The 24,832-nt window shown below is 64.5% G+C and carries 19 protein-coding genes; 14 read left to right on the top strand and 5 right to left on the bottom strand.

Annotation, left to right across the window (positions count from 1 at the left end):
• Positions 1–25: 25 nt before the first annotated feature.
• Complete coding sequence (locus tag HU748_RS13675) at positions 26–1,930, top strand: ATP-binding protein (protein WP_186710621.1); 1,905 nt, start codon at positions 26–28, stop codon at positions 1,928–1,930.
• A gap of 13 nt (positions 1,931–1,943) precedes the next feature.
• Complete coding sequence (locus HU748_RS13670; RefSeq protein WP_186668552.1) at positions 1,944–3,269, top strand: sigma-54 dependent transcriptional regulator; 1,326 nt, start codon at positions 1,944–1,946, stop codon at positions 3,267–3,269.
• 20 nt (positions 3,270–3,289) lie between these two features.
• Here HU748_RS13670 and HU748_RS13665 read toward each other — a convergent pair whose 3' ends face one another.
• Positions 3,290–4,285, bottom strand: a complete 996-nt coding sequence (locus HU748_RS13665; protein WP_186668554.1) for an alpha/beta hydrolase — start codon at positions 4,283–4,285, stop codon at positions 3,290–3,292.
• A gap of 197 nt (positions 4,286–4,482) precedes the next feature.
• Here HU748_RS13665 and metR point away from each other — a divergent pair, with 197 nt between their 5' ends.
• Positions 4,483–5,400, top strand: coding sequence for a transcriptional regulator MetR (gene metR, locus HU748_RS13660; protein ID WP_186668556.1), 918 nt, complete (start codon positions 4,483–4,485; stop codon positions 5,398–5,400).
• Here the strand turns inward: metR and HU748_RS13655 are convergent.
• Positions 5,384–5,797: an NUDIX domain-containing protein gene (locus HU748_RS13655; RefSeq protein ID WP_186668558.1), complete on the bottom strand. Its 414-nt coding sequence runs from the start codon at positions 5,795–5,797 to the stop codon at positions 5,384–5,386. The two genes, metR and HU748_RS13655, sit on opposite strands and share 17 nt — an antisense overlap.
• Before the next feature lie 78 nt (positions 5,798–5,875).
• The gene (locus HU748_RS13650; protein ID WP_186668560.1) at positions 5,876–6,136 is read right to left on the bottom strand and encodes a type B 50S ribosomal protein L31; all 261 of its coding nucleotides are present in this window, start codon (positions 6,134–6,136) and stop codon (positions 5,876–5,878) included.
• 185 nt (positions 6,137–6,321) lie between these two features.
• Between HU748_RS13650 and HU748_RS13645 the strand changes: the two genes are divergently transcribed.
• The 4 genes from HU748_RS13645 to HU748_RS13630 all read left to right on the top strand — a co-directional run bounded on the left by HU748_RS13645 (position 6,322) and on the right by HU748_RS13630 (position 12,575).
• The gene (locus HU748_RS13645) at positions 6,322–7,941 is read left to right on the top strand and encodes an FMN-binding glutamate synthase family protein (RefSeq protein ID WP_186668562.1); all 1,620 of its coding nucleotides are present in this window, start codon (positions 6,322–6,324) and stop codon (positions 7,939–7,941) included.
• A gap of 102 nt (positions 7,942–8,043) precedes the next feature.
• Positions 8,044–11,160 (top strand): transglycosylase domain-containing protein, encoded by a 3,117-nt coding sequence (locus tag HU748_RS13640; RefSeq protein WP_186710620.1) that lies wholly within the window; start codon positions 8,044–8,046, stop codon positions 11,158–11,160.
• A gap of 114 nt (positions 11,161–11,274) precedes the next feature.
• A complete protein-coding gene (locus tag HU748_RS13635) occupies positions 11,275–11,817 on the top strand; it encodes a PadR family transcriptional regulator (protein ID WP_186668566.1) in 543 nt (180 codons plus the stop codon).
• Positions 11,814–12,575, top strand: coding sequence for a siderophore-interacting protein (locus tag HU748_RS13630; RefSeq protein ID WP_186710618.1), 762 nt, complete (start codon positions 11,814–11,816; stop codon positions 12,573–12,575). Before HU748_RS13635 ends, HU748_RS13630 begins: the two co-directional genes overlap by 4 nt.
• Before the next feature lie 55 nt (positions 12,576–12,630).
• Here HU748_RS13630 and HU748_RS13625 read toward each other — a convergent pair whose 3' ends face one another.
• Both HU748_RS13625 and HU748_RS13620 read right to left on the bottom strand, forming a co-directional pair.
• Positions 12,631–13,260 carry a Pr6Pr family membrane protein gene (locus HU748_RS13625; protein ID WP_186710616.1) on the bottom strand — a complete coding sequence of 210 codons (630 nt, stop codon included), beginning with the start codon at positions 13,258–13,260 and terminating at the stop codon, positions 12,631–12,633.
• Between the two features lie 2 nt (positions 13,261–13,262).
• Positions 13,263–13,484, bottom strand: coding sequence for a VF530 family protein (locus tag HU748_RS13620; RefSeq protein ID WP_186668572.1), 222 nt, complete (start codon positions 13,482–13,484; stop codon positions 13,263–13,265).
• Between the two features lie 212 nt (positions 13,485–13,696).
• Here HU748_RS13620 and HU748_RS13615 point away from each other — a divergent pair, with 212 nt between their 5' ends.
• The 7 genes from HU748_RS13615 (at position 13,697) to cmoB (ending at position 24,781) form a co-directional block, all read left to right on the top strand.
• Complete coding sequence (locus tag HU748_RS13615; protein WP_186668574.1) at positions 13,697–15,754, top strand: TonB-dependent receptor; 2,058 nt, start codon at positions 13,697–13,699, stop codon at positions 15,752–15,754.
• 366 nt (positions 15,755–16,120) lie between these two features.
• Complete coding sequence (locus HU748_RS13610; protein ID WP_186720704.1) at positions 16,121–17,467, top strand: carbohydrate porin; 1,347 nt, start codon at positions 16,121–16,123, stop codon at positions 17,465–17,467.
• 30 nt (positions 17,468–17,497) lie between these two features.
• Complete coding sequence (locus tag HU748_RS13605; RefSeq protein WP_186720702.1) at positions 17,498–19,909, top strand: glucose/quinate/shikimate family membrane-bound PQQ-dependent dehydrogenase; 2,412 nt, start codon at positions 17,498–17,500, stop codon at positions 19,907–19,909.
• Positions 19,910–20,075: 166 nt separating this feature from the next.
• Complete coding sequence (gene lon, locus HU748_RS13600) at positions 20,076–22,496, top strand: endopeptidase La (RefSeq protein ID WP_186668579.1); 2,421 nt, start codon at positions 20,076–20,078, stop codon at positions 22,494–22,496.
• Between the two features lie 104 nt (positions 22,497–22,600).
• Positions 22,601–22,993, top strand: coding sequence for a protease inhibitor I42 family protein (locus tag HU748_RS13595; protein WP_186720700.1), 393 nt, complete (start codon positions 22,601–22,603; stop codon positions 22,991–22,993).
• 91 nt (positions 22,994–23,084) lie between these two features.
• Positions 23,085–23,828, top strand: coding sequence for a carboxy-S-adenosyl-L-methionine synthase CmoA (gene cmoA / locus HU748_RS13590; protein WP_186720699.1), 744 nt, complete (start codon positions 23,085–23,087; stop codon positions 23,826–23,828).
• Positions 23,825–24,781, top strand: coding sequence for a tRNA 5-methoxyuridine(34)/uridine 5-oxyacetic acid(34) synthase CmoB (gene cmoB, locus HU748_RS13585; protein WP_186720698.1), 957 nt, complete (start codon positions 23,825–23,827; stop codon positions 24,779–24,781). The genes cmoA and cmoB overlap by 4 nt, the downstream gene beginning before the upstream one ends.
• Positions 24,782–24,832: the final 51 nt, after the last annotated feature.

Raw genomic sequence — 24,832 nt, 5'->3', positions numbered from 1 at the left:
CGCTGGTCGTGACAAGGCCACTGTGATGAAATGCGATCCTTCGCTACTTCGCCCTGCCAAGCCTGCCGTGAAATCCCGCCTGATCCGCCAACTGTTCCTCCCACCACTGATCGTCCTGCTGATGGTCGGGCTGGGTCTGGTCGGCTACATGATCAGCGAAAACAACGGCATCCGCGCCCTGAGCGAGAACGGCGAGCGCCAGCTCGAGCTGCACGCGCGCACGGTCGAAAGCGAAATCAGCAAGTACACCTACCTGCCAAGCCTGCTGGAGCTCGAAGACAGCGTCTCGCAACTGCTCGCCGACCCTGACGGCGGCTCGCGGCAGGTCGTCAACGAATACCTCGAAGGCCTGAACCGCCGCAGCCGCAGCCGGGCCATCTACGTCCTGGACACCAGCGGCCGAGTGCAAGCTACCAGCAACTGGCGCGACGCCGACTCCTTCCTGGGTGAAGACCTGGCCTTCCGCGCCTACTTCCAGGACGCCGTGCGCGGTCAGCCTGGGCGTTTCTATGGCATCGGCAGCACCACCGGAGAAGCCGGCTACTATCTGGCCCATGGCTTGGAGGAGCACGGCAAGATCATCGGCGTCGCGGTGATCAAGGTGCGCCTGGACACCCTGGAAGAGCGCTGGCAACGCGCCCGTCTCGAAGCTTTCGTCAGCGACGAGAACGGCATCATCATCCTTTCCAGCGACCCCGCCCGGCGGTTGAAGTCGGTGCGCCCGCTTACCCCGCAGATCAAGGAAGAGCTGGCGCGCAGCCTGCAGTACTACTGGTGGCCACTCAACGAACTGCAACCGCTGGCTCGCGAGACGCTGGGCGATGGTGTAGAAAAGCTGACCTTCCCGACCAGCAGCGAAACTGTCCAGGGCAAAGTGCGAGAAGTCGCCTACCTGGCTCAGACGCGGCGTCTGGCAGACACCCCCTGGGACTTCACCCTGCTTACCCCGCTGCAGGATCTGCATCGCGAGTCGATGGTGCAGGGCATCCTGGTCGGCGTTGCCTTCGCCCTGCTGGCAATCCTCGGCATCGCCTGGAACGAACGGCGCAAGGTGATCGCCACGCGCCTGGCCGCCCGCGAAGCCCTGGAAGAAGCCAATAGCCTGCTGGAGCGGCGGATCGCCGAACGTACTGCCGACCTGCGTGCCAGCAACGAACGGCTCAAGGGACAGATCCGCGAACGACGTCACGCCGAGCAGACCCTGCGCCATGCCCAGGACGAGTTGGTCCAGGCCGGCAAGCTGGCGGCCATCGGGCAGATGTCGACCAGCATCGCCCATGAACTGAACCAGCCGCTGGCGGCGCTGCGTACCCTGTCGGGCAATACCGTGCGCTTCCTCGAGCGCGGCGCCTTCGAGACCGCCAGCACCAACCTGCGCACCATGAATGACCTGATCGATCGCATGGGGCGTATCACCGCCAGCCTGCGCTCCTTCGCCCGGCGCGGCGAGGACAGCGGCCGCGCCTCGCTGGGCGTGGCGGTGGAAGCGTCCCTGCAGGTACTCGGCAATCGCATCGGCGCATGCAACCTGCAATTGCATCGCCAGTTCGAAGATCAGCCGCTGGCCATCGACCAGACGCGCCTGGAGCAGATCCTGGTCAACCTGCTCGGCAACGCCCTCGACGCCATGACCGCCCAACCCCAACCGCAGTTGTGGCTGGAAGGCGAACTGATGGGCGACAGATACCGCCTGAGGGTTCGCGACAACGGCCACGGCATTGACGTCGAGGCACGCAAGCACCTGTTCGAACCGTTCTTCACCACCAAACCGGGCGAGCATGGCCTGGGTCTGGGCCTGACCTTGTCGGCCAGCCTCGCCACAGCCGCCAAGGGCACCTTGAGCGTCGAGCACCCCGCTGGCGGCGGCACGGCCTTCATCCTCACCCTGCCCCTGGTCACCTCCCCCACCGACTCGGCCGATGTCCCATGAACGAAGGGTCCCCATGAACCAAGCACCCTTGACGGTCCTGATCGTCGAAGACGACCCCCACGTGCTGCTCGGCTGCCAGCAGGCGCTGGCGCTCGAGGATATCGCCTGCGAAGGCGTCGGCAGCGCCGAGCAGGCCCTGGAGCGGATCGGCGACGATTTCGCCGGGATCGTCGTCAGCGACATTCGCCTGCCGGGCATCGACGGCCTGGAGCTGCTCAATCGCCTCAAGGCCCGCGACCGCAGCCTGCCGGTGGTGCTGATCACCGGCCACGGCGACATCGACATGGCCGTCGGTGCCATGCGCAACGGCGCCTACGACTTCATGGAAAAGCCGTTCTCGCCAGAACGACTGGTCGATGTCGTGCGCCGGGCGCTGGAGCAGCGCGGCCTGTCGCGTGAAGTGGTCGCCCTGCGCCGGCAACTGGCCGGTCACAGCTCGCTGGAAGGGCGCATCATCGGCCGTTCGCCCGCCATGCAGAACCTGCGCGAACTGATCGCCAACGTCGCCGACACCTCGGCCAACGTACTGATCGAAGGCGAGACCGGCACGGGCAAGGAACTGGTCGCCCGCTGCCTGCACGATTTCAGCCGTCGCCAGGCAGCCCCCTTCGTGGCCCTGAACTGCGGCGGCCTGCCGGAAAACCTGTTCGAGAGCGAAATCTTCGGCCACGAAGCCAACGCGTTCACCGGCGCCGGCAAACGGCGGATCGGCAAGATCGAGCATGCCAACGGCGGGACACTGTTCCTCGATGAAGTCGAGAGCATGCCGATCAACCTGCAGATCAAGCTGCTGCGCGTCTTGCAGGAGCGCACCCTCGAACGCCTGGGCTCGAACCAGAGCATCCCGGTGGACTGCCGGGTGATCGCTGCCACCAAGTCGGACCTGGACGCCATGGGCCAGGCCGGGCAGTTCCGCAGCGACCTGTACTATCGCCTCAACGTGGTCACCCTCGAGTTGCCGCCATTGCGCGAGCGCCGCGAGGACGTGCTGCAGTTGTTCGAGCACTTCCTGCAGCAATCGGCGCTGCGCTTCGACCGCGAAGTCCCCGAGCTGGACAGCCAGACCTTGTCGCGGCTGATGGCCCATGACTGGCCCGGCAATGTGCGCGAGCTGCGCAATGTCGCCGAGCGCTATGCGCTGGGCTTGCCGGCGTTCAAGAAGGCCGGTGGCGGTGCCAGCCAGGGGCTGGGCTTTGCCGAGGCGGTGGAAGCGTTCGAGCGCAATCTGCTGAGCGATGCCTTGCAGCGCACTGGCGGCAACCTCAGCCAGGCCAGCCAGGAGTTGGGCATGGCCAAGACCACCTTGTTCGACAAGGTGAAGAAGTACGGGTTGGGCTGAGGGGGAGCCGCGCCCCCGACTCAAAGCCCTGCCAGGTGCGTCACATCCTGGCGATGCGACTTCAGGTAAGGCAGCACCGCTGCCAGCAACGGCGCCTTGAACGGTTCCTGGAAGCGATGCGCCAACCCAGGAATCAAGCGCAACTGGCTGCCCTGGATATGCGCCGCCAGATGCACCCCATGCATCACCGGAAGCAGCGGGTCGGCCGTGCCGTGCACCACCAGCGTCGGCACACGCAACTGGTTGAGCAGCGCCACTCGGCTCGGCTCCGCCAGGATCGCCATGATCTGGCGCTTGACGCCCTCCGGGTTGAACGCCCGGTCATAGGCCAACGCCGCCTGCTGCAACAGCACCGCGCGATCATCGTGCACCGTCGGGCTACCCAACGCCGCCAGCAGGTCAGCCTGCTGCTCCAGCGCCACCTCACGGCTCGGTGCGCTGCGCCGGGCCAGCAACTGCACCAACGCAGGATTCGGCGCCGGCAAGCCTTCGGCCCCGGAACTGGACATGATCAGCGTCAGGCTGCGCACACGCTGCGGCGCCATGGCGGCCAGGTGCTGGGCGATCATCCCACCCATGCTGACCCCCAGCACATGGAACTGCTCGATCCCGAGCACATCCATCAGGTGCAGGCCGTCACCGGCCATGTCGGTCAGGCTGTAGGGTGCCGCCACTGGCAGGCCGAGCTTGTAGCGCAGCAACTCGACGGTGAGGTTGGCCGAAGCCGGCGCCTGGTTCCAGCGCGACAGGCCGACATCACGGTTGTCATAACGGATGACCCGAAAACCCTGGCGACACAACGCCTCTACCACATCATCCGGCCAGTGGATCAATTGCCCGCCCAGCCCCATGACCAGCAGCAGTGCCGGATCCCCCGGCGCACCAATGCTCTGGTAGACCAGGCTCAACTCACCCAGCTCGGCACGCTGCACCGGTACATGGGCATCGCAACGCCCGGCTGCGAAGCCTGTCGGCACCCCGCATAACAAAAGAAAGAAGATCAGAAAAACCCGCATGGAAGGAAACACCAGAATGCAAATCCCCAGTAGAGCGCGAGTCTGATGAAATCCATTCGGTGGCGCTGCCACAGTTGCGTGACAGTTTGATTAATGTCGCCGAACGGTCATCTGCAGGGTTCTGTCGACAGACACTCCAACATGAGAGAAACTCAACCCAATCGATCTATTACCAAGTGTTTCTCCCGGAGTTGCGAGTGCTGGAAATCCGTCACCTGAAAACCCTTCATGCCCTGCGCGAAGCCGACAGCCTGGTGGAGGCCGCCGAGCGCCTGCACCTGACCCAGTCGGCGCTGTCGCACCAGTTCAAGGAGCTGGAAGAGCGCCTGGGAATGCAACTGTTCGTGCGCAAGACCAAGCCGATCCGCTTCACCAGCGCCGGCCTGCGCCTGCTGCAACTGGCCGACGCCACGCTGCCGCTGCTGCGTGGCGCCGAACGCGACATCGCCCGCCTCGCCGGCGGCACCGCGGGCCGCCTGCACATGGCCATCGAATGCCACAGCTGCTTTCAGTGGCTGATGCCGACCATCGACCAGTTCCGCGATGCCTGGCCCGAAGTCGAGCTGGACCTGGCCTCGGGCTTTGCCTTCGCCCCCTTGCCGGCCCTGGCCCGGGGCGATCTCGACCTGGTGGTGACTTCCGACCCGCTGGACCTGGCGGGTATCACCTACGTGCCGCTGTTCACCTATGAAGCCATGCTGGCGGTGGCCAACCAGCACCCGCTGGCGAGCAAGCCCTACATCGTTCCGGACGACCTGGCCGAGCAGACCCTCATCACCTACCCGGTGGAGCGTGATCGCCTGGACATCTTCACCCGCTTCCTCGAGCCGGCCGATATCGAACCGGCCGCGGTACGCACCTCGGAGCTGACAGTGATGATGATGCAGCTGGTCGCCAGCGGTCGCGGGGTGTGCGGCATGCCGCACTGGGCATTGCACGAGTACAGCTCGCGTGGCTACGTGAAGGGCAAGCGTCTGGGCGAAAAAGGCCTGTTCGCCACACTCTATGCCGCGGTGCGCACCGACATGCTCGATGCACCGTACATGCGTGATTTCCTGCTGACCGCCAAGGATACCTCGTTCGCCACCCTCGACGGTGTCAGCGCGGTGCGCTGAGGCCTTCACGCCACAGCGGCAGGATCAGGTCGCGGGTCAAGGGTGCCAGGGCCAGCGCTGGCGCCTGATCAGCGGCCAGCCAATGCACTTCTTCGATTTCCGCAGCTGGGGACACCGCTTCGGCACACTCGACACGAAACAGCTCGGCCTGCACCTCGAACCCCGGCTCGTTGGCCGCCGGAGCGCTGAAGCGCCCCAGGTGCACCGCCTGCTCAGGATCGACACGCACGCCCAGCTCTTCATGCAGCTCCCGCACCAGCGCCTGAACCGGCGTTTCACCCGCATCGATCTTGCCACCCGGTTGCATAAAGGCCTGGGTGCCGCGCTTGCGTACCAGCAGGGTACGGCCCGCCGGGTCGATGAGCAGGGCGGCGGCGATGTGGATAGTCTTGGTCATGGGGGCATTCCTGGACAGAGACTGGCGAGGATACCTGATGAGGCCTTTTTGCGGGTAACCCGCCGCGCGAACCGAGCGTTACTTCGCCTTCCCGGCAAACCCTGCAAAACGCTTGTTGAACCCAGCCACTCGCCCTTCGACGGTCGTTTTGCGCTGCTGCCCGGTGTACACCGGGTGCGATGCGCTGGAGACATCCAGCGCCACGTAGGGGTAGGTCTGACCGTCGCTGTGGACCTGGGTGCGATCCGTTTCCACGGTCGACCCGATCAGGAAGAACACATCCGCCGCCGTGTCATGGAACAGCACCGGACGATACTCGGGATGGATACCTGCTTTCATGAAAATCACCTCGCTAATAAAGTTGATACTTTATAACATACTATATTGAGAATGATTTTCGATACCCGAAATTTCATTTTTCCTCGCCTTTCGTCCGCTGGCCATTTGTCACCCGACCGGGCTATGGTCGGGGTTTGCCCAGGCCCCTGAGCCTGATTGACCGAAGCATTCGCAAGGATTTTCGCATGAGTCTGTCACTCCTCAGCCGTTACGCCGTGTTCGCCGCCTGCGTGCTGTTCACCTTGGCCAGCCTACCCTTCCTGCACCACGAATGGCTGTGGCCCTTCACCCTGACCACCGCCGTGCTCAGCCTGATCGGCCTGTTCGACCTGCTGCAGAAACGCCATGCGGTACGCCGCAACTACCCGATCCTGGGCAACATCCGCTACCTGGTCGAAGGCATCCGCCCGGAGATCCGCCAGTACCTGCTCGAATCCGACAGCGATGCCCTGCCCTTCTCCCGCGCCCAGCGCTCGCTGGTGTACGCCCGCGCCAAGAACGAAGCCTCCGACAAACCTTTCGGCACCCTGATCGATGTCTATGAGTCGGGCTTCGAGTTCATCGGCCACTCCATGCGCCCCGCCCCCCTGGCCGACCCGGCAGGCTTTCGCATCACCGTCGGCGGCCCGCAGTGCAGCCAGCCTTACTCGGCGTCGATCTTCAACATCTCGGCCATGAGCTTCGGTTCGCTCAGCGCCAACGCCATCCGCGCCCTCAACGAAGGTGCCCGGCTCGGCAACTTCGCCCATGACACTGGCGAAGGCAGCATCAGCCCCTACCACCGCGAGCACGGTGGCGACCTGGTCTGGGAGCTGGGCAGCGGTTACTTCGGCTGCCGCACCGCGGACGGACGCTTCGACCCCGCGCGCTTCGCCGAGCAGGCCGCCAACCCGCAAGTGCGGATGATCGAGATCAAGATGAGCCAGGGCGCCAAGCCCGGCCACGGCGGCATCCTGCCCAAGCACAAGGTGACCCAGGAAATCGCCGACACCCGCGGCATCGTCATGGGCGAGGACTGCATCTCGCCGTCTCGCCACAGCGCCTTCTCCACGCCCATCGAGATGATGCAGTTCATCGCCCAACTGCGTGAGCTGTCTGGCGGTAAACCGGTGGGCTTCAAGTTCTGCCTGGGCCACCCATGGGAATTCATGGGCATCGCCAAGGCCATGCTGGAAACCGGCATCCTGCCCGACTTCATCGTCGTCGACGGCAAAGAAGGCGGTACCGGCGCGGCCCCCGTGGAGTTCACCGACCACATTGGCGTACCCCTGCGCGAAGGCTTGCTGTTCGTGCACAACACCCTGGTCGGCCTGAACCTGCGCGACAAGATCAAGCTCGGCGCCAGTGGCAAGATCGTCAGTGCCTTCGACATCGCCAGCGTGCTGGCCATCGGCGCCGACTGGGCCAACTCTGCACGCGGCTTCATGTTCGCCATCGGTTGCATCCAGTCACAAAGCTGCCACACCAACAAGTGCCCGACCGGCGTTGCCACCCAGGACGCCCTGCGCCAACGCGCACTGGTGGTACCCGACAAGGCCCAGCGGGTGCTCAACTTCCACCACAACACCCTGCGCGCCCTGGCCGAAATGCTGGCCGCTGCAGGCCTCGAGCACCCCGCGCAACTGGAGGCCAAGCACCTGGTGCGGCGTATTTCCGCCACCGAGATCAAGCTGTTCTCGCAGATGCACGTGTTCCTCAAGCCCGGCGAGCTGCTGACCGGCGAGGTGGACGGGCAGTTCTACTCGCGGATGTGGCAACTGGCCCGCGCCGACAGTTTCGAGCCGCACAGCGAAGCCGCAGCCTGATCCGAATACACCGATCATCGCCCTCACAATTTTTTCACCAAGTCCGGCCAGCGTCTAAGCTTCAGACAAGCAAGACGAAAATACTTGGCCGGACTGAACTCTATGGGCGCACTGTGGCAATCGGAACAGACCAGAACGGAAGCACCCGAAACACCTCTGGCCGAGCCCCCACAGCCAAAGACTCCTCGTCAGCGTCGGTTGTGGTGGCGATTGATCATCCTGATCGTGCTGGTGGCCATGGTTGCGGTGGGCTTTGCCGTCTATGACGAGATGCAGAGTTCGGACCTGCAATCGCGTGAGTTCAGCCGCCTGGCCAGCACCCTCACCTACTCGCTGGAGCGCGGACCGAGCGACGCGATCGTCTACCCAGGCGACGGCCCCTTTGACAAGCGCCTGGGCTACAGCGCCCTGGGCCAGTTCCTGCCGCGTCTGCTCAAGCGCGACTACCTGATCAGCGAGCAGGTCCGTTTCTCGCCAGCGCTGATGCGCTACGTCGACCACGGCCTGTTCGTGCCCTACGTCGAGAAGATCCAGGCCGGTCTGTCGATCACCGACTGCCGCGGCGACACTCTCTACCAGTATCACTACCCCCAGCACCTGTACGGCGACTTCGCCTCGATCCCGCCGGTGATCGTCAACAGCCTGTTGTTCATCGAGAACCGCGACCTGCTCGACAGCAAGGATCCGCAGAACAACCCGGCGGTGGACTGGCCACGTTTCGCCAAGGCCGCCTACAGCCAGGTCGCCAAGTACCTCGCCCTGCCCGGCCAGTCGGCAGGCGGCAGCACCTTGGCCACGCAACTGGAAAAATACCGTCACTCGCCGGACGGGCTGACGGTCAATGGCGCCGAGAAGATCCGCCAGATGATTTCCGCCAGCGTACGCGCCTACCAGGGCGGGCCGGACACCACCGAGGCGCGTCAGCGCATCGTGCGCGATTACCTGAACAGCGTGCCGCTCTCGGCGGTACCCGGGCACGGTGAAGTGCATGGCATGGCAGAAGGGCTGAGGGTCTGGTACGGCGCCGACTTCGCCGAGGTGAACCAGGCGCTCAACTCGACCGAAACCGACCCCCAGAGCATGGCCGCTCGCGGCCTGGCCCTGCGTGAGGTGCTGTCGCTGATGATCGCCCAGCGCCGGCCTTCGCATTACCTGTCCAAAGGCCGCGTCGAGCTGGCCGAGCTCACCGACTCGCATATCCGCGTGCTCGCCACCAACGGCATCATCGATCGCCCGCTGGCCGACGCCGCGCTGGCCAGCAAGGCGGTGTACCGCGACTGGGTGGCCCAGCCGACCATCGTGCCGATCATCACCAACAAGGGCATCAGCCTGGCCCGCAACCGCCTGGCGGCCATGCTCAACCGCCCGCTGTACGACCTCGATCGCCTCGACCTCTCCGCCACCAGCACCCTGCAAGCCGACTTGCAGACCCAGGTCAGCCAGTACCTGAAAAACCTCGCCGACCCCGAGTTCGCCGCGCAGATGGGCCTGATCGGCGAGCGCCTGCTGACCAGCAAGACCACCGACCAGGTCAGCTACAGCTTCACCCTGTTCGAGCGCACCGCCGACGGCTCGCGGGTTCGGGTGCAGACCGACAGCACCAACCAGCCGTTCGACATCAACGAGGGCAGCAAGCTGGAACTGGGCTCGACCGCCAAGCTGCGGGTGCTGACCACCTACCTTGAGATCGTCGCCGAGCTGCACGACAAGTACGCCGGCAAGCCGGTGGCCGAGCTCAAGAAAGTGGAAGTGGCCGACCTCGACCGCATCACCCAGTGGTCGCTGGAATGGCTGATGCAGAACAGCAAGAACCAGAACCTCGACGCCATGCTCGACGCCGCGCTGGAGCGCAAATACTCGGCCAATACCGGCGAGGCATTCTTCACCGGCGGCGGCATGCACGTGTTCAACAACTTCCGCAAGGAGGACAACGGCCGCAACCCGACCCTCAAGGACGCATTGCGCGAGTCGATCAACCTGCCGTTCATCCGCCTGATGCGCGATCTGGTGCGCTACGTCACCTACCAGCAACCCTACAACCGCGAGCCATTGCTCAAGGATGACGCCGATCCGCGCCGCCAGGAGTACCTGGCGCGCTTCGCCGATCGCGAGGGCACCAACTACCTGATGCGCTTCTGGCGCAAGTACCAGCGCAAGACCTCCCAGCAACGCCTGGACACCTTCCTCGACAGCATGCGCGTCACCCCCCAGCGCCTGGCGGCGGTGCACCGCTACCTGTTCCCCGAGGCCAGCCAGGAAACCTTCAACGCCTTCGTCCGCGCGCACAGCGCCAAGGACAAGGCCGCCATGGCCAAGCTCAATGACGGCCGCCTCTCGGAGATGTACGCCGCCTACGGTCCCGGCAAGTACGACCTGCCCGACCAGGGCTTCATCGCCAAGGTCCACCCCCTGGACCTGTGGCTGCTCGGCTACCTGCTGAAAAATCCTGGCGCCACCCCTACCGACATGGTCAACGCCAGTCGTTTCGAGCGTCAGGAGGTGTACAGCTGGTTGTTCAAGAGCCGTCACCAGGGCGCCCGTGACAGTCGCATCCGTACCATGGTCGAAATCGAGGCGTTTCTCGACATCCACCAGCGCTGGAAGCGCGTCGGCTACCCCTTCGATCACCTGGTACCGTCTCTGGCCACGGCCATTGGCAGCTCGGGCGACCGCCCTGCGGCGCTGTCCGAACTGGTGGGCATCATCCAGAACGATGGCGTACGCCTGCCGACCCTGCGCATCGACACTCTGCACTTCGCCGCCGGCACGCCCTATGAAACCAAGCTGATCAGCGATCCCGACCGCGGCCAGCGGATCCTCAAGGTAGAAGTGGCGCGGGCTCTGAAAGGCGCCATGTCGCAGGTGGTCGATGCCGGTACCGCGCGGCGCATTTCCGGCAGCTTCAAGCTGCACGACGGCACCTCGCTGGTGATGGGTGGCAAGACCGGTACCGGTGACAACCGCCTGCAGAGCTACGGCGCCGGCGGGCGGCTGATCGGCTCACGCTCGCTGAACCGCACCGCCACCTTCGTGTTCTTCCTTGGCGACAACCACTTCGGCACGCTCACCGCCTTCGTACCAGGGCGCACGGCAGAGTCGTTCAAGTTCACCTCGGCCCTGCCCGTGCAGGTGCTCAAGGGCATGGCGCCGATTCTCATGCCGTACCTGGAGCCGGGAAACCCCAATGAATGCAAGGCGCCGCAATTGGCGATGCACTGAGATGTCCGACCCATCAAAAAACAAGATGATAATCATCTGCATTTAAGGGTTTGTGTTTAGATATATCTTGAGTAATATCTTGCGATATATCGAAACACAAGGAACCTCCCCACCATGCGTGACCACGCCCCCCATGACCCTTTCGAGCGCCGCCCCGGTCGCGGTGAGCGCGGCCCACGGGTGTTCGCCCCTGGCGATCTGAAACTGCTGATGCTGTCGATGCTCGCCGAGCAACCGGGCCATGGCTATGACTTGATCCGCCAGATCGAAGGACTCTTCGATGGCAGCTACAGCCCCAGTCCCGGGGTGATCTACCCGACCCTCAACTTTCTCGAGGAAGCCGAGCTGATCAGTGGCCAGATCCAGGGCAGCAAACGCCTTTATGTCATCACCGAGGTCGGCCGCCATTCACTCGCCGAACAAGCCGTCGCCCTCGACGGCGTACGCATGCGCATCGAGCTGAGCAAGCGTGCCCTGCGCGGACATGACCGCCCGCCAGAGATCAACGAGGCAGTCGGCAATCTGCGCCACGCCCTGCACATGCACAGCGGCCGCTGGACACCCGAGGAAATCGAGCGGGTGCGCGATCTGCTCAACGACACGGCCAAGGCCATCGCAGGCGGGCCGAGCGATTCCGTTCAGGAGAAAACCCCATGAGCGACACCATTCACCGCGTCAACCACGAGATCCGCCAACGTCGCCTGCAGGTGCTGCGGGTCACCGACCTGACCCCGCGCATGCGCCGCATCACCCTGGGCGGTGCGGAACTGGCAGGTTTCACCAGCGTGGGCACGGACGACCACGTCAAGGTCCTGTTCGGCTGCACGCCCGAAGAGCAACAGGCGATCGACGCCCGCAACCTGGGCCGCGACGGCGGCGTGCGGCCGACCATGCGCGAATACACACCGCGACGCATCGACCTGACAGCCCTGGAATTGGACATCGATTTCGTTCTGCATGGCGACGGTCCTGCCTCGACCTGGGCTGCCCAGGCTGCGCCGGGTCAGCACCTCGATATCGCCGGCCCACGCGCGTCGATGGTGGTGCCGGACATCTTCGACAGCTACCTGCTGATCGGCGACGAAACCGCCATCCCCGCCATTGCCAGAAGGCTCGAAGAACTGCCAGCCGGACGCCAGGTGCTGGCGGTCATCCAGATCGAGGATGAACAGGAGCGCCAGCCGCTGCCCAGCAAGGCGCAGGTGGAGGTGATCTGGGTACGTCGGCAGAAAGAGAACCTGCTTGAGCAGGTGAAACACCTGGCATTGCCCCAGGGCCGTCTGTATGGCTGGGTGGCGCTGGAGAAAGGCCTGACCCGGCAGGCCAAGGCCTTGCTGCTTGAAAAGGGTGTGCCAGAGAATGCGCTCAAAGCTGCTGCGTACTGGCGTGCAGAGGGCACTGCGGATGATGAGTAGCGAGTAAGACCGATCCGGCCCTGTCGCGGGACGAGTCGCAGCGACTCGTCCCGACTCATCCCTTCACCCGCCCCCACCACCGATCCACCCCAATCACCAGCAACCCGATCCCCCAGAACCCCGCCAACATCGCCAGCGCATTGAGCAGCACTCGCCCATACCCCAGGCTCGCCACATCGACGAAGGGATAGGGATAGACCCCGATCTCATGCCCTCGCCACAAGGTGAACAGGAAATACACCAGCGGATACAGGCTCCAGGCCCCCAGGTGCCATAGCCGCAAGCGCCCCTTGGGCACCGCCACGCACCAGTACAGCACGAACACCAGTGGCATCACGTCGTGCAGCAACTCATCGGTCAGCCATTGCCAACCCTCGGGCTGCCACAGGTGCCGCAGCAGCAGGCTATAGGCCAGCGCCACCAGCACGATACTGACCAGCACACCGGAGCTCACCGCCGGCGCCAGGAACCAACGCCGTGCCGCCGTCTCACGGCCGAACGCCGCATGGCTCAGCACCGTGGCCACCAGGGTGTTGCTCAGCACGGTGAAATAGCCGAATAGATTGACCATGCCACCGATCAGGCTGGCCTGTTCCTGCCAGCGCGCCAGCAGCACCAGGTACAACTGCACCGCCAACCCCGTCCAGCCGAGCAGCGCGGCCAGGGTCAGCCAGGGACGCGGCACCCTCAAGCCTTGCGCGACAGCTTGATGTACAGCTGCTCGACCTTTTCCCGCGCCCAAGGCGTCTTGCGCAGGAAGGTCAGGCTCGACTTGATGCTCGGGTCGCTCTTGAAGCAGCGGATGTCGATGCGCTCGGCCAGCCCCTGCCATTGGTAGTGGGCCACCAGCTCGATGAGGATCTGCTCCAGCGTCTTGCCGTGCAGTGCGTTGTGTTGGGCCGTGCTCATGCAGTGCTCCCGCGTTGAAAGATGCGCACCTTACACGAGTGTAGTGGGCCGGTGTGCAAGGATGCGGACCGCCTGTGCTCCCAGCCCAGGCCAGAGCCTTCCACAGCACGCCCCCCCTGGCCAGGACGCAACCTCTGTGATGAAATAGTAATGTTATATTGTATCCATACGTATCTTTACTATAAGTATCTGCCAAGGAACGTCACACGCTCATGTTGTCCAAGCCCCTGCGTCTCTCTCCCCTCGCCGTCGCCTTGTGGCTGGCGTCATCGCCCAGCCAGGCGGTGGAGCTCGAACCCCAGGTGATCACCGCCAACCCACTCGGCAATCGCCAACTCGCCGCGCCAAGCACCGTGCTCGAAGGCGACGACCTGCTGCAACAGCAGCACGGCAGCCTCGGTGAAACCCTCAACAAGCAGCCTGGTGTCGCCTCCACCTGGTTCGGCCCAGGCGCCAGTCGCCCGGTGATCCGTGGCCTGGATGGCGACCGCATCCGTATCCTGCGCAACGGCGTCGGTGCCCTCGATGCCTCGTCGCTGTCCTATGACCACGCCGTGCCGCTGGACCCGGTCACCGTAGACCGCGTCGAGATCGTCCGCGGCCCCGCCGCCCTGCTCTATGGCGGCAACGCCATTGGCGGTGTGATCAACACCTTCGACAACCGCATTCCCGACTCGCCCATCGACGGCATCCATGGCGCCGGCGAGCTGCGCTACGGCGGCGCCGATACCACACGCAGCAGCGCCGGCAAGCTCGAAGCCGGTGACGGCAACTTCGCCCTGCACCTGGACGCCAACAGCCGTCAGTTCAACGACCTGCGCATCCCCGGCTACGCCCGCAGCTCGAAGGTGCGCGACGCCGATGACCCCGGCAGCAAGCATCGCCTGGAAAACAGCGACGGCCGCCAGGACGGCGGCGCCATCGGCGGGGCCTACCATTGGGATCATGGCTATGCCGGCCTGTCCTACAGCCGCTACGACAGCAACTACGGCTCGGTGGCCGAGCCCGGTGTGCGCCTGGACATGCAGCAGGATCACTACGCCTTCGCCTCGGAGTTGCGCGATCTCGAAGGGCCGTTCAGCTCGGTCAAGGTCGACGCTGGCTACACCGACTACCAGCACCGCGAGATCGAAGAGGGCGAGGTCCACACCACCTTCAAGAACAAAGGCTATGAGGCACGCATCGAGGCCCGCCACCAGCCCATCGGCCCGGTCGAAGGGGTGATCGGTGCCCACGTCAGCCGCAACGAATTCTCGGCGCTGGGTGAAGAAGCCTTTGTGCCGCACACCGACACCGACAGCCTGGCGCTGTTCATGCTCGAGCAATGGCAGGCTACCGAACGCCTGAACCTGAGCCTGGGCGCGCGCCTGGAGCACACCCGCATCGATCCGGATGCCAAGGGTAACGAAAACTTCGTCGGTGCCGACAAATCGACCAGCTTCAATGCCGCAAGCCTGTCATCGGGCGCGGTGTACCAGCTCGACCCGGTCTGGGCGCTGGCGGCGAGCCTGGCCTACACCGAGCGCGCACCGACCTTCTACGAGCTGTATGCCAACGGCGCGCACGTCGCCACCGGCGCCTATGAAGTGGGCGACCCGAACCTGAACAAGGAGAAGGCGATTTCCGGCGACCTGGCACTGCGCTTCGACAACGGCACGCACAAGGGCAGTGTCGGCGTGTTCTACAGCCACTTTCGCAACTACATCGGCCTGATCGGCAGCGGTAATCTGCGCGAAGGGCATGATCATGGCCATGGTGACGACGACCACGACCACGACCATGATCATGACCACGACGACGGCGGGATTCCTGAGTACCTGTATCAAGGCGTGCGTGCGCGCTTCTACGGTATCGAGGCCCAGGATCGCTGGAAGCTGGTGGAGAACCGCTACGGCAGCTTCGCCCTGGAGCTGTCCGGCGACTATACCCGCGCCAAGAACCTCGACACCGGCGAGCCACTGCCACGCATCGCCCCGCTGCGGCTGGGAACAGGCCTGCTGTGGGAGCTGGATCGCTGGCAGGCGCGGGTGGACGTGCAACACGCCGCCTCCCAGCACCGCAAGCCGGACAACGAACACAGCACCGACGGCTACACCACCCTCGGCGCCAGCGTCGGCTATCGCTTCGACATTGGCCAGAGCCAGTGGCTGGCGTTCGTACGTGGCGAAAACCTGACAGACCAGACCGTGCGTTACGCCAGCTCCATCCTGCGCGACATCGCGCCGGCACCGGGGCGTAGCGTCGAAGTCGGGCTGCGCACCAGCTTCTGACCTGCGTGCAGGAGCGACTGTCTTGTTCAAAATCTAAAGGCCAGCCCAATCCCCCTGTGGGAGCGGGCTTGTCGGGGCGCCGAACCGCCGCGAACACGGGCGTAGCCAGTGCCAGGCAGCGCGGTGTCTTTTTCGCGGGCAAGTCGGAGCGCCGAACCGCCGCTCCTACAGGAACTGTGCCGACTGTTACCTCTGCGACAACAATCCCCTGCGACATTTTGTCTTTTTTTCTTACAACTTCCGCTATATCCTCCCCACCGCAAGCTGAAACGCTTCACTTCTAAATCCCTGCAGCCATTTCCATCGAAGAGCCCGCTCCTCGATGCGCTTGCGTTTTTTTCAATAATCAAAAGACAGCGCTATCTCATGCTCCAACTGCCGAAGAATCCATACCCGGGCCTTGCCCTCACTGCCCTGCTTGGCGGCTTTTCGCCCAGCGTCAGCGCAACCGCAGCCTTCGCCAACGACTCGCCCTGGATGTTCGGCGACTGGGGCGGCGCCCGCACCTCACTCAAGGCCCAGGGCTACGACTTCACCTTCGGCTACACCGGCGAAATGGGCAGCAACCTGCACGGCGGCTTCGATCACGATCGCACTGCGCGCTACAGCGACCAGTTCACCCTCGGTGCGCACCTGGACCTGCAGAAGATCCTGGGCTGGCGAGACAGCGAATTCCAGCTGACGGTAACCGAACGCCACGGCCAGAACATCAGCAATGACCGCATCAACGACCCGCGCGTGGGCGGCTTCACCTCCGCCCAGGAAGTCTGGGGCCGTGGCGAAACCTGGCGCCTGACGCAGATGTGGATCAAGCAGAAATATTTCGATGGCGCACTGGACGTGAAGCTCGGCCGCTTCGGCGAAGGCGAAGACTTCAACAGCTTCCCCTGTGACTTCCAGAACCTGGCGTTCTGCGGCTCGCAGGTGGGTAACTGGGTTGGCGACATCTGGTACAACTGGCCGGTCAGCCAGTGGGCGCTGCGCGTGCGCTACAACCTCGCCGACGATCTCTATGCCCAGGTCGGCGTCTTCGAACAGAACCCCTCGAACCTCGAATCCGGCAATGGCTTCAAGCTCAGCGGCAGTGGCACGCAAGGCGCACTGATGCCGATCGAACTGGTATGGAGCCCACGGGTCAATGGCCTGAAAGGGGAATATCGCGCCGGCTACTACTACAGTAATGCCAAGGCACAGGATGTTTACAAGGACGGCAACGGCCAACCGGCGGCCTTGAGCGGCCAGGCTTACCGCAGCAGCGCCAGCAAGCATGGTTTCTGGCTCGGCGCCCAGCAGCAGGTGACCTCGCGCGCCTCGGACGCCTCACGCGGGCTCAGCCTGTTCGCCAATGCCACGATGCACGACAAGAAGACCAATGCCATCGACAACTATGTTCAGGCCGGTGTGGTGTACAAGGGGCCCTTCGATGCCCGCGCCAAGGACGATATCGGTTTCGCCCTCGCCCGCGTGCACGTCAACCCCGCCTATCGCAAGAACGCGCGCCTGGCCAACCAGGCCAACGCCGTCGTCGACTACGACAATCCCGGCTTCCTGCCCGTCCAGGACACCGAATACAGCGCCGAACTCTACTACGGCATTCACTTGGCCGACTGGCTTACCGTGCGCCCTAACCTGCAGTACATCCGCCATCCGGGCGGGGTGTCGCAGGTCGATGACGCGCTGGTCGGCGGCCTGAAGATCCAGAGCAGTTTCTGAACCCAACCTTGAACGAACGGAGAACATGCGATGAGCACTGACGGTGCCAAGAATGGAACCCGCTGGCTACCGCGCCTCGTAGGCGTGCTGCTGTTGCTGATGGGCCTGGCCCTGATCGCAGGCGGCATCAAGCTGAGCCAGCTGGGCGGATCCCTCTACTACCTGATCGGCGGGATCGGCTTTGCCCTCTCGGGCATCCTGCTGATCGCCCTGCGCCGCATCGGCCTTGGCCTGTATGGCGTGGTGCTGCTGGCCAGCACCGCCTGGGCGCTGTGGGAAGTCGGCCTGGACTGGTGGCAACTGGTGCCACGCCTGGCCATCTGGTTCGCCCTTGGCGTGATCCTGCTGCTGCCCTGGGCGCGCCGCCCGCTGCTTGGGCCTGCATCGAAGGTCAACGGCGCCCTGCTGGCCGCCGCGGTGGTCGCCTCCGGCGCAACCGCAGTCGGTAGCCAGTTCACCCATCCCGGGGAAATCTTCGGCGAACTGGGGCGTGACAGCAGCGAGATGGCCAGTGCCGCTCCCTCCATGCCGGATGGCGAATGGCAGGCCTACGGGCGTACCGAGCACGGCGACCGCTACTCGCCACTGCGCCAGATCACCCCGCAGAACGCTTATCGCCTGGAAGAAGCCTGGCGTATTCGCACCGGCGACCTGCCGACCGACAACGACCCGGTCGAGCTGACCAACGAGAACACCCCACTCAAGGCCAACGGCATGCTCTATGCCTGCACCGCGCACAGCAAGGTGCTGGCCCTGGACCCAGACACCGGTGCCGAAATCTGGCGCTTCGACCCGCAGGTCAAGAGCCCGGTCAAGACCTTCAAGGGCTTCGCCCACATGACCTGCCGCGGCGTTTCGTACTATGACGAGAACCGCTACGTCAGCCGTGACGGCAGCCCTGCGCCGAAGATCTCCGATGCCGGCCAGGTCGTTGCCCAGGCCTGCCCACGACGCCTCTACCTGCCCACTGCCGATGCCCGCCTGATCGCGATCAATGCCGACAATGGCAAGGTCTGCGAAGGCTTCGCCAACCAGGGTGCGATCGACCTGACCACCGGCATCGGCCCGTTCACCGCCGGCGGCTACTACTCCACTTCGCCAGCGGCGATCACCCGTGATCTGGTGATCATCGGCGGGCATGTCACCGACAACGAGTCGACCAACGAACCGTCCGGCGTGATCCGCGCCTACGACGTGCACGACGGCCGCCTGGTGTGGAACTGGGACAGCAACAACCCCGACGACACCAAGCCCCTGGCGCCGGGCAAGACCTACAGCCGCAACTCGGCGAACATGTGGTCGCTGGCCAGCGTCGATGAAGAGCTGGGCATGATCTACCTGCCGTTGGGCAACCAGACCCCTGACCAATGGGGCGCCGACCGCACCCCAGGCGCCGAGAAGTACAGCGCTGGCGTGGTCGCCCTGGACCTGGCCACCGGCAAGGCACGCTGGAATTACCAGTTCACCCACCACGATCTGTGGGACATGGACGTGGGCAGCCAGCCCACCCTGGTGCACCTGAAGACCAACGATGGCGTGAAACCTGCGGTCATCGTACCGACCAAGCAGGGCAGCCTGTACGTGCTCGACCGTCGTGACGGCACCCCGATCGTGCCGATCCGCGAGATCCCGGTGCCGCAAGGCGCGGTCAAGGGTGACCACACCGCGCCGACCCAGGCCCGCTCCGATCTCAACCTGCTCGGCCCCGAGCTGACCGAGCAGGCCATGTGGGGCGCCACGCCGTTCGACCAGATGCTGTGCCGCATCCAGTTCCGCGAGCTGCGCTACGAAGGCCAGTACACCCCGCCGTCCGAGCAGGGCTCGCTGGTGTATCCAGGCAACGTCGGCGTGTTCAACTGGGGCAGCGTGTCGGTCGATCCGGTGCGTCAGCTGCTGTTCACCTCGCCGAACTACATGGCGTTCGTGTCGAAGATGATTCCGCGCGAGCAAGTGGCCGAAGGCAGCAAGCGCGAAAGCGAGACCAGCGGCGTGCAGCCGAATACCGGCGCTCCGTATGCCGTGACCATGCACCCGTTCATGTCGCCACTGGGCGTGCCGTGCCAGGCACCAGCCTGGGGTTATGTGGCCGCTATCGACCTGTTCACCAACAAGGTGGTGTGGAAGCGCAAGAACGGCACCACTCGTGACAGCACCCCTGTGCCGATCGGCTTGCCGGTGGGTGTACCGAGCATGGGTGGCTCGATCGTCACCGCCGGCGGCGTGGGCTTCCTCAGTGGCACCCTGGACCAGTACCTGCGCGCCTATGACGTGCACAACGGCAAGGAGCTGTGGAGCGCTCGCCTGCCAGCCGGTGGCCAAGCCACGCCGATGACCTACACGGGCAAGGACGGCAAGCAGTATGTGCTGATCGTGGCCGGTGGGCATGGCTCGCTGGGCACCAGGATGGGCGACTACATCATCGCTTACAAACTGGCTGAGTAACCTTCGAAGGCGGCGGTGGCCTCACCGCCGCCTTCGCGGGCAAGCCCGCGAGCGGTCCGGCACCGGCCGGCAAAGATGAAAGCCTCCCCCTCCTGCCTTCGTCTACCATTGAAACCCATCCCTCCCTGCCCCATCTAAGCACCATAGTCATTCACGCAGGTGCCCCATGAGCGACCAGCAGGATTTCCCGGAACACCCCGACGCACACAGCGAAATCGAACACCTCGAGGCCAAGGCCGAGACCAGCCGCGCCCTTGCCCTGCCCGGCCAGCAACTGCCGGACAAGGTCTACGTGATCCCGATTCACAACCGCCCGTTCTTCCCAGCGCAAGTGCTGCCGGTAATTGTCAACGAGGAACCCTGGGCCGAAACCCTCGACCTGGTCGCCAAGACCGATCATCACTCCCTGGCCCTGTTCTTCATGGACACCCCGCCCGAAGACCACCGCCACTTCGACACCAAGGCGTTGCCGGAATACGGCACTCTGGTCAAGGTACACCATGCCAGCCGCGAGAACGGCAAGCTGCAGTTCGTCGCCCAGGGCCTGACCCGCGTACGCATCCGCACCTGGCTCAAGCACCATCGACCACCCTACCTGGTCGAGGTCGAGTACCCGCACCAGCCCGCGCAGCCCACCGACGAGGTCAAGGCCTACGGCATGGCCCTGATCAATGCGATCAAGGAGCTGCTGCCGCTCAATCCGCTGTACAGCGAAGAGCTGAAGAACTACCTCAACCGCTTCAGCCCCAACGACCCCTCGCCGCTCACCGACTTCGCCGCCGCCCTGACCTCCGCCACCGGCAACCAGTTGCAGGAAGTGCTCGACTGCGTCCCCATGCTCAAGCGCATGGAGAAGGTCCTGCCGATGCTACGCAAGGAAGTCGAGGTCGCGCGTTTGCAGAACGAGATTTCCGCCGAAGTAAACCGGCAGATCGGCGAGCACCAGCGCGAATTCTTCCTCAAGGAACAGCTCAAGGTCATCCAGCAGGAACTGGGGCTGACCAAAGACGACCGCAGTGCCGACCTCGAACAGTTCGAACAGCGCCTGCAAGGCAAGACCCTGCCCGAGCAGGCTAAAAAGCGCATCGACGAGGAAATGGGCAAACTGGCGATCCTGGAAACCGGCTCGCCGGAATACGCCGTCACACGCAACTACCTCGAGTGGGCTACCGCATTGCCGTGGGGGCAGTACGGCCAAGACAAGCTCGATCTCAAGCACGCACGCAAGGTACTCGACCAGCACCACGCCGGGCTCGACGACATCAAGGAGCGCATTCTCGAGTTCCTCGCCGTAGGTGCCTGGAAAGGCGAGATCAGCGGCTCGATCGTGCTGCTGGTCGGCCCGCCGGGTGTCGGCAAGACCAGCATCGGCAAATCCATCGCCGAATCCCTAGGGCGTCCCTTCTACCGCTTCAGCGTCGGCGGCATGCGCGACGAAGCCGAGATCAAGGGCCACCGCCGCACCTACATCGGCGCCCAACCCGGCAAGTTGGTGCAGGCGCTGAAGGATGTCGAGGTGATGAACCCGGTGATCATGCTCGACGAGATCGACAAGATGGGCCAGAGCTACCAGGGCGATCCGGCCTCGGCACTCCTGGAAACGCTGGATCCAGAGCAGAACGTCGACTTCCTCGACCACTACCTGGACCTGCGTCTGGACCTGTCGAAGGTGCTGTTCGTCTGCACCGCCAACACTCTGGACTCGATCCCCGGCCCACTGCTCGACCGCATGGAAGTGATTCGCCTGTCCGGCTACATCACCGAAGAAAAGCTGGCCATCGCCAAGCGCCACCTGTGGCCCAAGCAACTGGACAAGGCCGGCGTTGCCAAGACCAGCCTGAGCATCAGCGACGGCGCCCTGCGCATGGTGATCGAGGGCTATGCCCGTGAAGCCGGGGTCCGCCAGCTGGAGAAACAGCTCGGCAAGCTGGTGCGCAAGTCAGTGGTCAAGTTGCTGGAGAGCCCGGACGCCAAGCTCAAGATCGGCACCAAGGACCTCGAGGCAGCACTGGGCATGCCGGTGTTCCGCAGCGAGCAAGTACTGGCGGGCAAGGGCGTGATCACAGGCCTTGCCTGGACCAGCATGGGCGGCGCCACCCTACCGATCGAGGCCACGCGCATTCATACGCTCAACCGCGGCTTCAAGCTCACCGGCAAGCTGGGTGACGTGATGAAGGAGTCCGCAGAAATCGCCTATAGCTATGTCAGCTCGAACCTCAAGCAGTACGGCGGTGATCCAGGCTTCTTCAACGAAGCTTTCATTCACCTGCACGTGCCCGAGGGCGCCACGCCCAAGGACGGCCCCAGTGCCGGCGTAACCATGGCCAGCGCATTGCTGTCACTGGCGCGGGACCAGGCGCCGAAGAAAGGTGTGGCGATGACTGGCGAGTTGACCCTTACCGGGCAGGTGCTGCCGATTGGCGGAGTGCGCGAGAAGGTGATCGCCGCGCGGCGCCAGAAGATTCACGAGCTGATCCTGCCGGAAGCCAACCGAGGTGATTTCGAAGAACTGCCCGAGTACCTGCGCGAAGGCTTGACCGTCCACTTCGCCAAGCGCTTTGCCGACGTGGCGAAAGTGTTGTTCTGATAAACCCAGGGCCCATCGCGATGCCCCGCGATGGGCCCTCACAGGCCCCACACACTCCAGCGCATCGGTTATCCTCAGGGCCATCGTCCGCCTCAGGAGCCATCATGACCTTCTCCCGCCTGCTGCTCCCCCTGAGCCTCAGCCTGCTCGCCGCCTGCGCCCAGCAATCGCGGCAGACCGTCGAGCTGGATGCCGACAGCGAATGCCCCCAGCGCCTGTACGTCGGCCAGACCCTGTCGCTGTCGCTGGCCAGCAACCCCTCCACCGGGTATCGCTGGAGCATCAAGGATCCGGCCTCGGGCCTGCTACGCAGCCTCGGCCCGGAAGTCTACAACTCGCCCGAGGAAGCTGGCATCGTTGGCAGTGCCGGTGTCGCCACCTGGCGCTTCCAGGCGGTCAGTGCCGGCGAAGGGCACCTGGTGCTGGTCTACCAGCAGCCCTGGGCCCCGGAAGTCCAGCCCGTGGAAACCTTCGATTGCGCCATCCGGGTGAAATGAACGCGCCACACTGGTCAGCCGGCCATGCATCCTCGGCCCGGTTTGGCTAGAATGCCGCCCCTCGACATCACCCGCTGAATCTGGACCCGCCGTGAGCAAAGACCCCGACCGCCTCTTCGCCCAACCCCTGGAGCAAGTGCCCGACTTCGTCTTCAACGAGGACGTGGTGCGTGTGTTCCCGGACATGATCAAGCGTTCGGTACCCGGCTACCCGACCATCGTCGAAAACCTCGGCGTGCTCGCCGCACGCTTCGCCCAGCCACACACCGCCCTGTACGACCTCGGCGCCTCGCTGGGCGCAGTGACCCAGTCGCTGCGCCGCCACGTGCGCCACGATGGCTGCCGGGTGATCGCCGTGGACAACTCCGCGGCCATGGTCGAACGCTGCCGGCAGTACCTCACCGCCCAGGACTCGATGTTCCAGGAACTGCTGCCGGTGCAGGTGCTCGAGGCCGACATCCTCGCCCTGCCCTTCGAGCCTGCCTCGGTGGTGGCGATGAACTTCACCCTGCAGTTCATCGCCCCGGAGCAACGCCTGGCCCTGCTCGCACGCATTCACCAAGCCCTGCTGCCAGGCGGCGCGCTGATCCTGTCCGAGAAACTGCGCTTCGACGACGAACAGGAACAGGCGCTGCTCAACGACCTGCACCTGGACTTCAAGCGCGCCAATGGCTACAGCGACCTGGAAATCGCCCAGAAGCGCAGCGCCATCGAGCACGTGATGAAGCCCGACACCCTGCAAGCCCATCAGGAGCGCCTGCGCGCCGCCGGCTTCTCGAAAGTCGTGCCCTGGTTCCAATGCCTCAATTTCGCCTCGCTGATAGCCCTGCCATGATCGATCTGTCCCCCCTCGTCCGCCGTCTGGCGGGCACGCCGCTGGCTTCCTGGTCCCAAGGGCTGCAAGCACAACTCGACACCAAGCTGGAAAAAGGCCATGGCGACCTCGAGCGCTGGCGCGGCGCGCTGGATGCGCTGCCGGACCTGACGCCCGAGAAAATCGACCTGGTCGACGGCTTGCGCCTGGACAGCTACTGCGATGCCGCCACCCGCGCCCAGGTACACCAGGCGCTGATGGGGCTTTCGCCCTGGCGCAAGGGGCCGTTCGACCTGTTCGGTGTGCACGTGGATACCGAATGGCGCTCGGACTGGAAGTGGTCGCGGGTCGGCCCGCACCTGAACCTCAAGGGCAAACGCGTGCTCGATGTCGGCTGCGGCAACGGCTACTACCAATGGCGCATGCTCGGCGCCGGTGCCGACATGGTGGTCGGTGTCGACCCGAACTGGCTGTTCTTCTGCCAGTTCCAGGCGGTGCAGAAGTACCTGCCGGAGCTGCCCGCCTGGCACCTGCCCTTCGCCCTGGAAGAGCTGCCCGCCAACCTTGAAGGCTTCGACACCGTGTTTTCGATGGGCGTGTTCTATCACCGTCGATCGCCCATCGAGCACCTGCTGGCGCTCAAGGACTGCCTGGTCAAAGGCGGCGAGCTGGTACTCGAGACCCTGGTGGTCGAAGGCGACGAGCAGCACGTGCTGGTGCCAGAAGACCGCTACGCGCAGATGCGCAACGTTTGGTTCCTGCCGTCGGTGCCCGCGCTGGAGCGCTGGCTGCGCCGCGCCGGCTTCAGCGATGTGCGCTGCGTGGATGTCAGCGTCACCAGCGTCGAGGAGCAGCGCAGCACCGACTGGATGCGTTACCAGTCGCTGGCTGACTTCCTCGACCCGAACGACCACAGCAAGACCATCGAAGGCCTCCCGGCCCCCCGCCGCGCCACGCTGCTGGCGCGCAAATAAAAAAGGCGCCCCGAGGGGCGCCCAAGTTCACCGGCGGCGGGGAGCTGTCGC

This window comes from Pseudomonas sp. RW3S2, from assembly GCF_014268955.1.
GTDB lineage: Bacteria > Pseudomonadota > Gammaproteobacteria > Pseudomonadales > Pseudomonadaceae > Aquipseudomonas > Aquipseudomonas wayambapalatensis.
Note: the sequence above shows the minus strand (reverse complement) of the source record. Positions and strands in the feature narration are given on the sequence as shown.

Excerpts from the sequence above, each read along its gene's own strand:
- cmoB (WP_186720698.1), top strand. The coding sequence starts at position 23,825 with ATGATCGATCTGTCCCCCCTCGTCCGCCGTCTGGCGGGCACGCCGCTG.
- HU748_RS13610 (WP_186720704.1), top strand. The coding sequence starts at position 16,121 with ATGCTCCAACTGCCGAAGAATCCATACCCGGGCCTTGCCCTCACTGCC.
- HU748_RS13630 (WP_186710618.1), top strand. The coding sequence starts at position 11,814 with ATGAGCGACACCATTCACCGCGTCAACCACGAGATCCGCCAACGTCGC.
- HU748_RS13650 (WP_186668560.1), bottom strand. The coding sequence starts at position 6,136 with ATGAAAGCAGGTATCCATCCCGAGTATCGTCCGGTGCTGTTCCATGAC.
- HU748_RS13665 (WP_186668554.1), bottom strand. The coding sequence starts at position 4,285 with ATGCGGGTTTTTCTGATCTTCTTTCTTTTGTTATGCGGGGTGCCGACA.
- HU748_RS13635 (WP_186668566.1), top strand. The coding sequence starts at position 11,275 with ATGCGTGACCACGCCCCCCATGACCCTTTCGAGCGCCGCCCCGGTCGC.
- HU748_RS13640 (WP_186710620.1), top strand. The coding sequence starts at position 8,044 with ATGGGCGCACTGTGGCAATCGGAACAGACCAGAACGGAAGCACCCGAA.
- lon (WP_186668579.1), top strand. The coding sequence starts at position 20,076 with ATGAGCGACCAGCAGGATTTCCCGGAACACCCCGACGCACACAGCGAA.
- HU748_RS13655 (WP_186668558.1), bottom strand. The coding sequence starts at position 5,797 with ATGACCAAGACTATCCACATCGCCGCCGCCCTGCTCATCGACCCGGCG.
- HU748_RS13595 (WP_186720700.1), top strand. The coding sequence starts at position 22,601 with ATGACCTTCTCCCGCCTGCTGCTCCCCCTGAGCCTCAGCCTGCTCGCC.
- HU748_RS13605 (WP_186720702.1), top strand. The coding sequence starts at position 17,498 with ATGAGCACTGACGGTGCCAAGAATGGAACCCGCTGGCTACCGCGCCTC.
- HU748_RS13645 (WP_186668562.1), top strand. The coding sequence starts at position 6,322 with ATGAGTCTGTCACTCCTCAGCCGTTACGCCGTGTTCGCCGCCTGCGTG.
- HU748_RS13615 (WP_186668574.1), top strand. The coding sequence starts at position 13,697 with ATGTTGTCCAAGCCCCTGCGTCTCTCTCCCCTCGCCGTCGCCTTGTGG.
- HU748_RS13620 (WP_186668572.1), bottom strand. The coding sequence starts at position 13,484 with ATGAGCACGGCCCAACACAACGCACTGCACGGCAAGACGCTGGAGCAG.
- HU748_RS13675 (WP_186710621.1), top strand. The coding sequence starts at position 26 with ATGAAATGCGATCCTTCGCTACTTCGCCCTGCCAAGCCTGCCGTGAAA.
- HU748_RS13670 (WP_186668552.1), top strand. The coding sequence starts at position 1,944 with ATGAACCAAGCACCCTTGACGGTCCTGATCGTCGAAGACGACCCCCAC.